This is a genomic window from Streptomyces sp. NPDC001816, from assembly GCF_042892235.1.
Classification (GTDB): domain Bacteria; phylum Actinomycetota; class Actinomycetes; order Streptomycetales; family Streptomycetaceae; genus Streptomyces.
Genome location: NZ_JBIATY010000001.1, coordinates 1,095,262 through 1,108,790, shown reverse-complemented (window position 1 = coordinate 1,108,790; position 13,529 = coordinate 1,095,262). Strand labels below are relative to the sequence as shown.

Annotated in this window: 12 protein-coding genes; 3 read left to right on the top strand and 9 right to left on the bottom strand. The window is 69.9% G+C overall.

Annotated features, from left to right (window positions below; all coding sequences use genetic code 11):
* Positions 1-2 precede the first annotated feature (2 nt).
* Genes pqqE through pqqA form a run of 4 tightly spaced genes read right to left on the bottom strand, consistent with a single transcriptional unit; the run spans position 3 to position 2,378 of the window.
* Positions 3-1,112 (bottom strand): pyrroloquinoline quinone biosynthesis protein PqqE, encoded by a 1,110-nt coding sequence (gene pqqE / locus ACFYZZ_RS05070; protein WP_389171660.1) that lies wholly within the window; start codon positions 1,110-1,112, stop codon positions 3-5.
* A complete protein-coding gene (gene pqqD, locus ACFYZZ_RS05065; RefSeq protein WP_389171657.1) occupies positions 1,109-1,441 on the bottom strand; it encodes a pyrroloquinoline quinone biosynthesis peptide chaperone PqqD in 333 nt (110 codons plus the stop codon). The genes pqqE and pqqD overlap by 4 nt, the downstream gene beginning before the upstream one ends.
* On the bottom strand, positions 1,438-2,214 hold the full coding sequence (gene pqqC / locus ACFYZZ_RS05060; RefSeq protein ID WP_389171653.1) for a pyrroloquinoline-quinone synthase PqqC: 777 nt from the start codon (positions 2,212-2,214) through the stop codon (positions 1,438-1,440). The genes pqqD and pqqC overlap by 4 nt, the downstream gene beginning before the upstream one ends.
* Complete coding sequence (pqqA, locus tag ACFYZZ_RS05055) at positions 2,211-2,378, bottom strand: pyrroloquinoline quinone precursor peptide PqqA (protein ID WP_389171650.1); 168 nt, start codon at positions 2,376-2,378, stop codon at positions 2,211-2,213. Before pqqA ends, pqqC begins: the two co-directional genes overlap by 4 nt.
* 307 nt (positions 2,379-2,685) lie before the next feature.
* Here pqqA and ACFYZZ_RS05050 point away from each other — a divergent pair, with 307 nt between their 5' ends.
* Positions 2,686-3,522: an aldo/keto reductase gene (locus ACFYZZ_RS05050; protein WP_389171648.1), complete on the top strand. Its 837-nt coding sequence runs from the start codon at positions 2,686-2,688 to the stop codon at positions 3,520-3,522.
* Between the two features lie 108 nt (positions 3,523-3,630).
* Here ACFYZZ_RS05050 and ACFYZZ_RS05045 read toward each other — a convergent pair whose 3' ends face one another.
* Positions 3,631-4,242 (bottom strand): hypothetical protein, encoded by a 612-nt coding sequence (locus ACFYZZ_RS05045; protein ID WP_389171645.1) that lies wholly within the window; start codon positions 4,240-4,242, stop codon positions 3,631-3,633.
* A gap of 189 nt (positions 4,243-4,431) precedes the next feature.
* Here ACFYZZ_RS05045 and ACFYZZ_RS05040 point away from each other — a divergent pair, with 189 nt between their 5' ends.
* Positions 4,432-5,127, top strand: a complete 696-nt coding sequence (locus tag ACFYZZ_RS05040; RefSeq protein WP_386576020.1) for a glycoside hydrolase family 75 protein — start codon at positions 4,432-4,434, stop codon at positions 5,125-5,127.
* A 13-nt stretch (positions 5,128-5,140) separates the two neighbouring features.
* Here ACFYZZ_RS05040 and ACFYZZ_RS05035 read toward each other — a convergent pair whose 3' ends face one another.
* The 4 genes from ACFYZZ_RS05035 to ACFYZZ_RS05020 form a co-directional block, all read right to left on the bottom strand.
* Positions 5,141-5,842 (bottom strand): SDR family oxidoreductase, encoded by a 702-nt coding sequence (locus ACFYZZ_RS05035; RefSeq protein ID WP_389171642.1) that lies wholly within the window; start codon positions 5,840-5,842, stop codon positions 5,141-5,143.
* 114 nt (positions 5,843-5,956) lie between these two features.
* On the bottom strand, positions 5,957-6,865 hold the full coding sequence (locus ACFYZZ_RS05030) for a class I SAM-dependent methyltransferase (protein ID WP_389171639.1): 909 nt from the start codon (positions 6,863-6,865) through the stop codon (positions 5,957-5,959).
* A 141-nt stretch (positions 6,866-7,006) separates the two neighbouring features.
* Positions 7,007-8,731, bottom strand: a complete 1,725-nt coding sequence (locus ACFYZZ_RS05025) for a glycoside hydrolase family 6 protein (protein WP_389171636.1) — start codon at positions 8,729-8,731, stop codon at positions 7,007-7,009.
* A 39-nt stretch (positions 8,732-8,770) separates the two neighbouring features.
* Positions 8,771-10,246 carry a cellulose binding domain-containing protein gene (locus ACFYZZ_RS05020; RefSeq protein WP_389171635.1) on the bottom strand — a complete coding sequence of 492 codons (1,476 nt, stop codon included), beginning with the start codon at positions 10,244-10,246 and terminating at the stop codon, positions 8,771-8,773.
* Between the two features lie 261 nt (positions 10,247-10,507).
* On the opposite strand from ACFYZZ_RS05020, the gene ACFYZZ_RS05015 reads away from it, so the two are divergent.
* Complete coding sequence (locus ACFYZZ_RS05015; RefSeq protein ID WP_389171633.1) at positions 10,508-13,423, top strand: glycoside hydrolase family 48 protein; 2,916 nt, start codon at positions 10,508-10,510, stop codon at positions 13,421-13,423.
* The last annotated feature ends 106 nt before the right edge of the window (positions 13,424-13,529 follow it).

The following is a 13,529-nucleotide window of genomic DNA, read 5'->3' as shown; positions in this document are numbered from 1 at the left end:
TGTCACTGGGCTTTTCTCGGGACTTCTCGCGGGGCTTCACTCACTGCTTCTCGGTAGGCGTACGCGAGCCGCCGGGGCGCGCCCACGAGGTCGCGTACGAGGGAGTGGTCAGGGGCGTGCCGGCAGGCCGGGTCGGTGCGGGCGGGGTCGCCGGTGAGGGCGTAGGCCTGGCAGCGGCAGCCCCCGTGGTCGGTGGTGCGCAGGGCGCAGCCACGGCAGGGCTCGGGCATCCAGGACTCGCCCCTGAAGGCGTTGAAGGCCTTCGACTCCCGCCAGATCCGGTCCAGTCGGTGCTCCCGGACGTTCGGCGGGTCCAGACCCGGCAGGCCGTTCGCGGCCGGGCAGGGCAGGACCGTGCCGTCGGGGGTGACGGTGAGCGAGATGCGACCCCAGCCGCCCATGCACGGTTTCGGGGTGGCGTCCAGCAGATCTGGGGCCACCCACACCAACTCCAGGGTGTCGCCCAGTCGTTCGCGCCAGTGGGCGACGGCCGAGCGGGCCCGTTCGACCTGGCCGGGTGTGGGCAGCAGGGCGGCACGGTTGCGCAGCGCCCAGCCGTGGTACTGGGTGTGGGCCAGTTCGAGCCGGTCCGCGCCCCAGTCCGCGGCGAGCCGGATCAGCTCGTCCAGGGCGTCGAGGTTGCCGCGGTGCAGCACGGCGTTGATCCCGAGAGGCAGTCCCGCCTCGCGGACCAGCCGGGCCGCGCGCTCCTTCGCCGCGAACGACCGTACGCCCGCGATGCGTTCGGCGACATCCGGGTCCGCGTGCTGCACGGACAGCTGCACACTGCGCAGCCCGGACTCGACCAGCCCGGCCAGCCGTCGCTCGCCGAGGCCCACCCCGCTGGTGACGAGCTGGGTGTACAGGCCCGCCGCATCCGCGGCCGCCACCAGCTCGGGCAGATCTCGGCGCAGCAGTGGCTCGCCGCCGGACAGATGGGTGTGGACGACCCCGAGGTCACCCGCCTGCCGGAACACCCCGGCCCACTGCTCTGTGGTCAACTCTACTGACCGACTGACCAGTTCGACGGGGTTCGAACAATAGCCGCACCGCAGTGGGCAGGCGTGGGTGAGTTCGGCGAGCAGGGCCCAGGGCGGAGCGACGGTCGTCATGTCAGCCAGCCCTCCTTGCGCAACCCGGCCAGGAAGTCCGGGACTTCGACGGCGACGGGTGCGCCGGGGTACTGCGCGGACAGTTCGGCGACGATGCCGGCCACGGTCCGGCTGCCGTCGCACCGTCCGAGGACGGCGCCCGCGCTGCCGTGCAGGACGACAACGCGTTCCGGCAGCAGCAACATGTCCGTGTCCCGCACCCGGTCGTGCCGCAGCAGGACGCCACGGGCGAGGGCGGGACGCCAGGCGGTCGGGTTCCGGCGAGCTGCGGGAAGCGGCTGGCGGGCTGTGGGAGGCGACGGGCGCGCCGCGGGACGCGAGGAGTTCACGAGGTGCTCCCGTCCACCGCGTCCAGCAGCGCCCACAGCACCTCGCACTTGAAGGTGAGCGCGGCCACCGCCCGTTCCTGCTGCGCACGGGTGCGGGCGGTGGCGAGGACCAGGGCGAGGGCCTCCTCCCCGTCGCGGGCGCCCTGGGTGACACGGGTGCGGAAGTAGGCGAGACCGGCCGGGTCGATCCACGGGTAGTGGCGTTCGAAGGCGGCGATACGGGTGCGCATCAGGTCCGGTGCGGACAGCTCGGTCAGGGAGGCGGCGACGGCGTCCAGCGTGGGGCGCAGCCGGCAGAAGGTGACGTAGGCCTCGACCGCGAACCGCACCCCGGGCGGCACCCGGGAGGCGTCCCACAGCTCCTCGCGGCCGAGGCCGGCCGCCTCGCCGAGCCTCAGCCAGCGCTCGATGCCGCCCTCACTCCCCGGGCCGCCGTCCCCCGTGCCGTCGTGGTCACGGATGCGGCGCAGCCAGAGGCGGCGCTGCTCGGGCCGGTCGAGCCCGGCGAGGATCAGGGCGTCCTTGACGGGGATGTGCCGCTGGTAGTGGAAGCGTGCGGCGATCCAGCGGCGCAGTTCGGCGGGGGTCAGCTCGCCGCGGTGCATCCGCAGGTTGAAGGGGTGCCGGTCGTGGTAGCGGGCCGCGGTGACGGCGCGCAGCCGCTCGGTGAACTCGACGGCCGGCCAGGCGGCGCCGGTGGGCGGGACGGTGACGGGGACGTCGGTACGGGGGACGGTCGAGGCGTCCCGGACGGGCGGAACGGTCGTGCTCATGAGGCCTGCGGCGGCTCGGGGGCGCGGCGGTCGGCGAGCGCGTAGGCGGTCACTTCGAGTGCGGTTTCCACGATCTGGTAGCCCGGGCTCCGCCAGGCCTTTTCATCCGATGTCTTCGGGTCCTGTAGGGCCGTACGGGGGGTTGTGGACAGGGTTTTGTTCATGTGTGCGTACCCGCTTTCCTGAGGGTGGGGGATCTCAGAGGGCAGACAACGGCCATGGTCAGAGGCCGTTCACATGCATGCACCGAGTTCATCGACACGTCCGGTGGCGCGATACAGAGTCCCGGGATGAAGGGCCGCGGTCAATGGTCCGGACCGATAACGTCGGATGCGTTTCCGGCCAATCTGAGGTTCCGGGAACTGACTCGCCGGTCAGTCGGCACGGATTCCGCGGTCAGGAATGCAGGTCGGCGCGTGATCGTTGACGATGGGAGTACCACCTGTCGACAACCGAAGGATCAAGAAGCTCGTGAGCAGCAAGGTCCCCCCGATCATCCTCAACAACGGCGTCGAGATGCCCCAGCTGGGCTTCGGCGTCTGGCAGGTGCCGGACGACGAGGCCGAGCGGGCCGTCGCCACGGCGCTCGAGGCCGGGTACCGCAGCATCGACACAGCCGCGATCTACGGCAACGAAGAGGGCACCGGCAAGGCCATCGCCGCCTCCGGCCTGCCCCGTGCGGACGTCTTCGTCACCACCAAGCTCTGGAACAGCGACCAGGGGTACGACTCCACGCTGCGCGCGTTCGACGCGTCGCTGGAGAAGCTGGGTCTCGACTATCTGGACCTGTACCTGATCCACTGGCCGCTGCCGTCCCGGGACAAGTACCTCGACACGTACAAGGCGTTCGAGAAGCTCTACGCCGAAGGCCGCGTCAAGGCGATCGGTGTCTCCAACTTCCTGCCCGAGCACCTGCAGCGGCTGATCGCGGAGACCTCGGTCATCCCGGCGGTCAACCAGATCGAGCTGCACCCGCACCTGCAGCAGCGCGCGGCGCGCTCGTTCCACTCGGAGCAGGGCATCAGGACCGAGGCCTGGTCGCCGCTCGGCCAGGGCAAGGGCCTGCTGGAGGTGCCGGCCATCGTCGCCATCGGCCAGAAGCACAACCGCACCCCGGCCCAGGTCGTGCTGCGCTGGCACCTCCAGTTGGGCAATGTCGTGATCCCGAAGTCCGTGACGCCGTCGCGGATCAAGGAGAACATCGAGGTGTTCGACTTCAGCCTGGACGACGAGGACCTGGCGGCGATCAGCGCCCTCAACGAGGACCGCCGTCTCGGTCCGGACCCGGCCACCTTCGACATGGGCTGACACCCGCCCCGCGAACGGCCGTTCACCCTGCTTGAGCAGCAGGGCGGACGGCCGTTCTCCTGAACTTCCGCGCCGGCGGGGACTGTCCGGACACCGGCGCGGGCCCGGTCAGCCGGCGTGCACGTCCGTGTGCACGACCTCGAACTCCTCCAGGCCGACGACGTTCACCTGCGCCTTGGCCACACCTTCGTGCCGGGCGGCCGCCTGGCCGGCCCGCGAGACCACCATCGAGTCGCGGTCGACGAAGAGCGCGTAGGCCTGGCCCGTACCGCGCTCCCGGTCGACGAGCAGGCCGATCGTGGCCAGGCCCGGCAGCGTCTCCAGGCGCGGAGCCACGGTCGACCGGAACGTCTCGACGACCAGATCGATGTCCGCGGGGTCGAACTCCACCCGCGTGACGCGCAGTCCGCCGCCCATGCGTGGTGGCTGGAGGGGGTGGTACACCACCGCCTCGAAGTTCTCCACCGTCAGCGTGCCGGCGAACGGCCCGAGCATGGCCTGCCTGCGCAGCTGCATGACCTCGTCGCTGTTGTGCCGTGCCTCGGCCGTGTCCCACCAGCTCACGCCCAGCAGCTTGCCGAGGTCCCGGTCCACGAAGACCCCGGCTCCGCAGTATCCCGGACGCTCCTGGAGCAGCTCGCGCCCTTCCGTGTTGAGGGCTCTGATGGCCGTGTCGATCTTCGCGGGGTCGCCGGTCACATAGACGGTGCGTACGAACATGACGATTCACCTCCCGGTTCGACATGACCAGTGTTCCCCGGGGGGCAATTCACTGCATCCGGTGGCGAAGTCGCCGCAAACGGCCCAGCCTGCGCGACTTCCCCGCAGGGACTTGACGAGGACATGCGGCAGGGGCCACCTTGTACGGCACCCGGTAAGGAAACTTTCCTAACAGAAGGGTCCTCCACAGTGCGTCTTCGAACACTGACCCTCGCCGCGGCCTCCGGGGCCGCCCTCCTCGCCGCCGGAGTGCTGCCCGCCAACGCCTCGGGCGACCCCGCACCCGCCTCCGCCCAGGAGGGCTCGGTGAGCGCGGCCGACCTGCTGGCCAAGGTGACGTCCTGTTCGCAGATCTCCCACGGCAAGTACAAGACCGACGACGAGACCTCGGCCACGGTCCCCGTGTGCGGCAAGAACGGCGCGGTGTTCTGGAAGGCCGACATGGACATCGACTGCGACGGCCAGCGCACCACCAACTGCAACGAGAACCGCGACCCCTGGTACCAGGACGACACCGCCTTCCACCAGTCCGACGGCAAGCCGCTGAAGGCGGAGTCCCTGCCGTACGTCGTGGTGCCCAGCTCCAGCAGCATCTGGAACTACTCCGGCGCGGGCATCAAGGGCGGCGGTGTCGTCGCCGTCATCTACAACAACAAGGTCGAGTACGCCGTCGTCGGCGACACCGGCCCCACGAAGATCATCGGCGAGGCCTCGTACGCCACCGCCAAGGCGCTCGGTATCGACCCCGACCCGGCCACCGGCGGGGCCGACTCCGGCGTGACGTACATCCTGTTCAAGAACTCCAAGGTCTCCCCCATCGAGAGCCACAGCGCGGCCGTCTCCCTCGGGGACCAGCTGGCCAAGCAGTTCCTGGCGAACAACTGATGCCGTGCGTACGTCAGTTGGGCTGCCCCAGCGGACGTACGACCACGGTGTTGACGTCGACCCCGGCCGGCTGCCGGATCGCCCAGACCACCGAGTCGGCGATCTGGTCCGCGGTCAGGAGATGCCCCGGGGGCAGGCTGCCGAGCCCGTCCCAGAACGGGGTCTCCACCCGGCCGGGGGCGACCAGCGTGACGCCGATCCCGAACTCCGTGACCTGGCGCCGGGTGTTCTCGGCGAGCCCGGTGACCGCCCACTTGGTGGCGCCGTAGAGGTTGCCCGGCCCGTGCACGAACCCGGCGACGCTGCCTATGAGGACGATCCGGCCGCCGGTCTCCTTCAGCGCGTCGACGGAGGCCCGGACGAGCAGGGCGGGGCCGAGTACGTTGGTGAGGACCATCTCGGTCCAGCCGGACGGGTCGCCGTCGGCGACGGTGTCGTGCGTGGCGAAGCCGGCGTTGGCGACGACGGTGTCCAGTCGGCCGTACGCCTTGAGCGTGCGGTCGACCGCGTCCTGTACGTCCTCGTAGGCCGACGCGCTGCCGGTGACCGTCAGCAGCTCGTCGGGATTGCCCAGGCTGTCGGCGAAGTCCCGCAGCCGCTGCTCCCCGCGCCCGGTGACCGTCACCCGGTACCCGGCGTCGAGCAGCTGCCGGGCGACGGCGGCGCCGATACCGCTGCCGCCACCGGTGATGAGCGCGACCGGAGCGTCGTTCATGGTTTCCCCCTGTGTGTCGGTGAACGCCCGCAGTCCATCACTTCGAGCGTTCTCCAAGTCAAGTCCCGTCACAGGTACGGCAGTACGGCACCGAGGGGAGGTGGCGGCGGGTGCTCAGACCGGCCGTACCGCCGTGTGGACCGTGTACGCGCCCAGGACGAACACGTCCGGCCTGCGGTGCACGCTCGCCGGGTCGGCCGGGTCGAGCAGACGGTCCAGGGTGGCCAGGTCCTCGGCGTCCAGGCTCTCGGCGGCCGCTTCACTCACCCGGGTCAGGGAGGCGGCCACATGGGCGCGGGCCCGGTCGGTCGCCGGGGCCGGCAGGTCGAGCAGGAAGCTGCGGGTGCGGGTGTGCTTCAGACCGACCGAGGTCAGCAGAGCCGGCCAGTCCTCGGTCACCGCGACCGAGCCGGGCAGGTCGGCCCGCATCCGCGCGAACCACTCCGCCTCCACCACGTCCAGCCGCTCCTGGAGTCCGGGGCGTCCGATGCCGATGTCACGGGGCAGGAAGCGGGAGGGGAGGCCGCCTTCGAGGAGGGCGATGGTGCCGCCGGGGGCGACCCGGGCGGCGAACGCGGCGAGCGCGGCCCGCTGGTCGCCGAGGTGGTGCAGGCTGCGGCTGGCCCACAGCAGATCGGCCGGGTACTCCAACTCGTCCAGCACACCCGGCAGCTCACCGGCGAGGGTGTCGAAGCGGTCCGCCACGCCCTGTCGTACGGCGCGCTCGCGGGCGCGCTCCAGCAGCGGCTCGGTGCTGTCGACGGCCACGATCCGCGCTCCGGGGAAGGCCTCGGCGAACAGGCAGGCGACGACGCCGGGGCCGCTGCCCGCGTCGACGATCAGCCCCGGCTCGGTCACCTCCTTCGCCAGCCAGGCCATGGCCCGCTCGTAGACGGGGGTGAACAGCTCCGCCTGGGTCTCCAGGTGCGGTGCCATCTCGGCCCAGTCGATGTCGGTGCCGTGCCCGTGCCCGTGCCCGTGGCGGTGATCTTGGTCGTGCTCGTGGTGGTGGTCGTGCGCCATGGTGCCCAGCCTCTCGTCGGTATGCAGTCAGCGTGCGACGGCGCACCGGCCGCGGGCCAGCGGTGTTGCGGGTCCGGCAAAAGCAGGCTGGCGCCCGCCGGGGCCGGTCGCTGGAGGACCGGCCCCGGCGGGCTCATCCGGTCAGGACAGCGGCGGGTAGGCGTTCTGCATCAGCTGCTGGAACTGGGCGGAGAACCAGTGTCCGGACAGCGGTGCGTTCGCCAGGGCGCCCGACATGCTGTTGCCGTTGCGGGCGTTGCCCGTGTACGTCGGGTCGCACATGCGGTCGAAGCCCTTGCCCTCGTCGTTCGCGATCGCGCTGCTGGAGCCGTCGGACTCGCCCGGGGGCTTCATCCACACGTAGGCGTCGATCCCGGCGGCCGGGCCGGCCTGCGGACGCTCGCCGAGGCCGGCGCCGGACTGGTTGCACCAGTTGCCGACGTCGATACGGCGGTCGTAGCGGCCGCCGTCGACGTAGGTGTCCACGCTGGTCTTCGGGCCGGGTCCGGTCGGGCGGGCGGTACCGCCCCAGCCGTTGCGGGAGGTGTCGATCAGCATGCCGATGCCGGAGTTGAAGCCGACCGACACCAGCTGGTTGCGGAAGGCCTGGGCGAAGGACTGCTCGTCGACGTAGCGGTTCCAGTCGACCCACTTCGACTGGCGCACCGAGGTGCCGTTGACGCTGTCGTCGACGGTGAAGTTGTTCTCCTTCAGGGCGCTGTAGTTCGCGGTGTTGGTGATGAAGCCCTGGACGTCGTCCACCGTCGCGCCCTCGCTGGTGGCGGCCTGCTTGAACACGCCTGCGGCCGCGCCGAAGTTGTCGTCCCAGCCGATCCAGCCGTGGTGGCCGGCGTCGAGGTAGTTGTAGACGTTGGGGATGGCGCCGAGCTTGGCGAGGGCGTAGCCGACGCCCTTCACGTAGTTGCCGTTGGCGAGCATGGTGTCGCAGGCCGGGGTGGCGGTGGCACGGCTGCCGGTGTTGGTGACGAGGTTGGGCAGCGAGTCGATCTCGATGGTGGTGACGATCCTGAGGGAGGCGTACTTGGGGTCGGACAGGATCGCCGCGATCGGGTCGATGAACTGTGTCTTGTACTTGTCGATCTCGGTGGGGCCGAGTTCGCCGTTGGAGGCCAGTGCCGAGCAGTCCCGGCCCGGCAGGTCGTAGACGACCAGCTGGACGACCTCTTCGTTGCTGCCCTTCTGGGCGAGGGCCGCGTCCAGGTGGGCGCGCAGCCCCATGCTCCCGCCCACTCCGTTGATCGCGGCGATGCGGTCGAGCCAGACGCCGGTGGGCTGGTTGGAGACGCGGCTGCCGCCCGGTTCGGCGGCGGCCTTCGCCGACCACTCCGGGTTCACGTACACCTTGGCGCCGGCGTAGGGGTTGTCGACGCGGGTGCCGGTGCCGCCGCCGTTCCCGCCGCCTCCTCCACCGCCCCCGCTGCCGCCGTCGTCGACGTTGCAGGTGACGCCGTCGAGGGTGAGCGTGGTGGGTACGGCGTTGGTACCGCTGTAGGAGCCGTTGAAGCCGAAGCTGACCGAACCGCCCGTGGCCAGCGTGCCGTTGTAGGACTCGTTGTTCGCGGTGACGGCCGTGCCGCTCTGGGTGATCTTGGCGTTCCAGCCGCTGGTCACCTGCTGGTTTCCGGCGTACGACCACTTCACCGACCAACTCGACTTCGCGGCCGCGTTGTTGGTGACGGTGACGGCGGCGGTGAAGCCGGTGTCCCACTGGTTCTGCACCTTGTAGTCGACGGTGCAGGGGACGGAGGTGGTGGCGGCGCCGGCCGGCGCGGCGGTGAGCGCCGTCCCGAAGGCCCCGGCGACCAGTGCGAGGGCGGCGAGCAGTGACGTTCTGGTACGACTCATGAGTGCGGGTTTCCTTCTTCCGTGAGTCTTGCCCGGCGCTTACGGGTTGAGGGCGCGCAGATGGTCACGCAGCCCGATGCCGAACGCGGTGGGTGTCCCGTCGTAGGCGCTGATCAGGGACGGGCCCGAGGAGCAGTCCCAGGTGTTCCAGGTCCAGCCGAGGTAGGACAGGTCGCGGTCGTCGAACCACTTCATGACCTGGTCGACGAAGCCGTGCGAGCAGGTGTTCTCGCCGATCTCGCCGGCGACCAGCGGCACCTGGGCCGCGACCGGGGCCAGCGTGGAGTTCCAGCAGCTCTCGCTCGCGCAGGTGTTGAAGTTGTAGACGTGGTAGGCGGCGGCGAGATTGCCGGTCGGATCCGTGGGCCTGTACGTCAGCCACTGGCTCAGGTCGTTCGAGTACGCGAGCCCGCCGGCCATGATGACGTTCTTCGCGCCGGCACCGCGGATGCTGTCGACGAGATCCTGCACACCGGCGACCTCGTAGGAGATCCCGGGGCAGGTGCCGCCGTCCCGCCAGCACTTCCAGGCGTCCGTCGTGCCGGCGGTCGCCCGGTCCGGGTAGGGCTCGTTGAACAGGTCGAACACGGCCGCCTGGTCGTCCTTGAAGGTGCCGGCGACCGACGCCCAGAAGGACGGTGCGTACTGCATGTCGGGCATCGGCTTCTGGCAGGTGGCGTGTACGTCGGAGCAGCCGGCGGAGTTGCCGGTGTACTGGCCGTAGGACCAGTGCATGTCGAGGATCGGGGTCAGGCCGTGCGCCTCGACGCGGGCCACCAGGTCCTTGACGGCGTTGATGTAGTTCGTGCCGCCGTACTCGGGCTTGATGTGGGAGAGGCCCAGCCAGCACTCCTCGTTGAGCGGGATGCGGACGGCGTTCGCCTTCCAGTCGGCGATCGCCTTGATCGCCGCGTCGTCCACCGGGCCGTCCCAGATGCCGTAGCCCTGCACGCACATGAACTCGCCGCCGGAGCGGTTCACGCCAAGCAGACGACGGGACTTGCCGGCTGCGTCCACGAGCTTGGTGCCCGAGACGTGCAGGGCGGGCGCGGTGCCGGTGGACGGGGGCGGATCGGTCGGCGGGGGTGTCGTCGGGTCGGAATCCACGTTGCATGTCGTGCCGTTGAGCTTGAACGCGGTCGGAACGGCATTGCTCCCCGACCAGGAGCCGAGGAACCCGGCGCTGACGCTCGCGCCGGTGCCGAGGGCGCCGTTCCAGCTCTCGTTGGCGGCGGTCACGGTGGTGCCGGACTGGGACCACTTGGCGTTCCAGCCCTGGGTGACCTTCTGACCGCTCGCGAAGTCGAAGCCGAGCTGCCAACCGGTCAGTGCGGAACGGTTGTTGGTGATCTTCACGGAGCCCTGGAAGCCGGTGTCCCACTGGCTGGTGACGGCGTACTCCACCGTGCAGGCGGGCGTGGCTCCCTCAGCCGTGACCACCGGGACGACCACGCTTGTGAGCAGCGCGACCGCACCGGCGACGGCTAAAAGTACTGAACGCGGGGGGTGTCGCATGAGCGACTCCTTGCAGCTTGGCGCGCCGTGACGGACGCGTCGACTGAATGGAACCGCTCCCACTGGTGCGGAGGAAGGTAGCGCCAAGTGGCTTGGTTGCCCAGGGGAGTTGCCTGACTTTTCCTCAACGGAGCACGTCGAATCTTTTCGACTCTTCAAGCACCTTGACCGCGCTCACCCCCATCCTCACTATGGGAGCGCTCCCACTGGTTCAAGCCTTGACTTCTTTCCGAGCCGCAAGCCGCAAGGAGGAACCAGCACATGGATCCCGGACGCAGACGCAGAGCCGCGCGGCGGTGGTGGACCGCCGCACTGGCCGCGCTCACCCTGCCCCTGACGATGCTCGCCACCGGTACGACGGCCGCGCACGCGGCGACCGTCCAGTGCAGCGTCGACTACAAGACGAACGACTGGGGTTCCGGCTTCACCGCCGACCTCACGATCACCAACCGCGGCACGGCCGCGATCGACGGCTGGACCCTGACCTACGGCTACACGGGCAACCAGAAGCTGGCGAACGGCTGGAACGGCACCTGGTCCCAGTCCGGCCAGACGATGACCGTGCAGAACGCCTCGTACAACGGCACGATCGCCGCCGGAGCCGCGGTCTCCACGGGGGCGCAGTTCACCTACAGCGGCACCAACGCCGCCCCCACCTCCTTCGCGGTCAACGGCACCACCTGCGCCGGTGCGCACCAGCCGCCGGTCACCGTGCTGACCAGCCCCGGCGCGGGTGCGGTCTACACACAGGGGGACGCGGTGCCGCTCGCGGCGACCGCGGCGGCGGCCGACAACGCGACGATCAGCAAGGTGGAGTTCTACGACGACACCACGCTGCTCGGCACCGACACGAGCGCGCCGTACTCGCTCTCGGTCTCCAGTTTGACCGTGGGCAGTCATTCGCTGGTGGCGAAGGCGTACGACAGTCTCGGGGCCTCCGCCGATTCCACGCCGGTCGGTATCACGGTCGCCTCGGGACCCGCCGTCGTGGTCTCGCCGACCCAGCTGGGCATCCAGCAGGGCAAGACGGGATCGTTCTCGGTGAAGCTGTCGACGCAGCCGAGTGCGAACGTGACGGTGAGCGTGGCCCGCACGGACGGCAACACGGGGCTGTCCGTCACCGCCGGCTCCTCGCTGACCTTCACCCCGTCGAACTGGAGCACCGCGCAGCCGGTGACGATCACGGCCGACGCCTCCGGCACCGGGAGCGCCACCTTCACGGCCTCGGCGACCGGCCACACCAAGGCGACGGTCACGGTGACCGAGCTGGCCGCGACCAAGGCGTACGACGCCCGCTTCCTGGACCTGTACGGGAAGATCACCAGCCCGGCGAACGGCTACTTCTCCCCCGAGGGCATCCCCTACCACTCGGTGGAGACGCTGATCGTGGAGGCCCCGGACCAGGGCCACGAGACCACGTCGGAGGCCTACAGTTACCTTCTCTGGCTGCAGGCCATGTACGGCAAGGTCACCGGTGACTGGTCGAAGTTCAACGGCGCGTGGGACCTCATGGAGAAGTACATGATCCCCACCCACGCCGACCAGCCGACGAGCTCCTTCTACAACGCCTCGAAGCCGGCGACGTACGCCCCGGAGCTGGACACACCGAACGAGTATCCGGCGAAGCTGGACACCTCGGTGTCGGTCGGCCCGGACCCGATCGCCGGCGAGCTGAAGTCGGCCTACGGCACGGACGACGTCTACGGCATGCACTGGATCCAGGACGTGGACAACGTCTACGGCTACGGCAACGAGCCCGGCAAGTGCGAGGCGGGACCGACGGCCACCGGGCCGTCGTACATCAACACCTTCCAGCGCGGTGCGCAGGAGTCGGTCTGGGAGACCGTCCCGCAGCCGACCTGCGACGCCTTCAAGTACGGCGGCACCAACGGCTATCTGGACCTGTTCACCGGCGACTCCTCCTACGCCAGGCAGTGGAAGTACACGGACGCCCCGGACGCCGACGCGCGTGCGGTGCAGGCCGCGTACTGGGCCGACGTATGGGCGAAGGCGCAGGGCAAGGGCGCAGACGTGTCGGCCACCGTCGGCAAGGCGGCGAAGATGGGCGACTACCTGCGGTACGCGATGTACGACAAGTACTTCAAGAAGATCGGCAACTGTGTGGGCGCCTCGTCCTGCCCGGCCGGCACCGGCAAGGACGCCTCGCACTACCTGCTGTCCTGGTACTACGCCTGGGGCGGCGCCACCGACACCAGCGCGGGCTGGGCCTGGCGAATCGGCTCCAGCCATGTCCACGGCGGCTACCAGAACCCGCTCGCGGCCTACGCGCTCAGCTCGTACGCCGACCTGAAGCCGAAGTCGGCGACCGGCGCGGCCGACTGGGGCAAGTCGCTGCAGCGACAGCTGGAGTTCTACCAGTGGCTGCAGTCGTCCGAGGGCGCGATCGCGGGCGGCGCGACCAACAGCTGGCAGGGCCGGTACGCCACCCCGCCGGCGGGCACGTCGACGTTCTACGGCATGTACTACGACTGGCAGCCCGTCTACCACGACCCGCCCTCGAACCAGTGGTTCGGGTTCCAGGCCTGGTCGATGGAGCGGGTCGCCGAGTACTACCAGCAGACCGGGAACGCCACCGCCAAGGCAGTCCTCGACAAGTGGGTGAAGTGGGCGCTGTCCAAGACCACGATCAACCCGGACGGCACCTACCGGATCCCCTCCACCCTCCAGTGGTCGGGCCGGCCCGACACCTGGAACGCGTCGAGCCCGGGCAGCAACAGCGGACTTCACGTCACCGTCGCCGACTACACGAACGACGTCGGCGTGACGGCCGCCTACGCCAAGACGCTCACCTACTACGCCGCCAAGTCCGGTGACACGACGGCGAAGTCGACGGCGAAGGCGCTGCTGGACGGCATGTGGGCCAACTACCAGGACAGCCTCGGCATCGCGGTCCCCGAGACCCGCAGCGACTACAGCAGGTTCGGCGACAGCGTGTACGTGCCGAGCGGCTGGAGCGGCAAGATGCCGAACGGCGACGCGATCAACTCCTCCTCGACGTTCTCCTCGATCCGGTCCTTCTACAAGAACGACCCGGCCTGGTCGAAGATCGAGGCCTACCTCAAGGGCGGCGCCGCGCCCGTCTTCACGTACCACCGCTTCTGGGCCGAGGCGGACATCGCCCTGGCCATGGGCTCGTACGCGGAGCTTCTCGAATAAGCCCCGCTGACGCTCCGCGTGCACGACCCCGTCACAGGGCGACGGGGTCGACCGGGCCGGGCGGCCCCCACCCGCACAGGGGGTCGCCCGGTCGTCGCACGTTCAC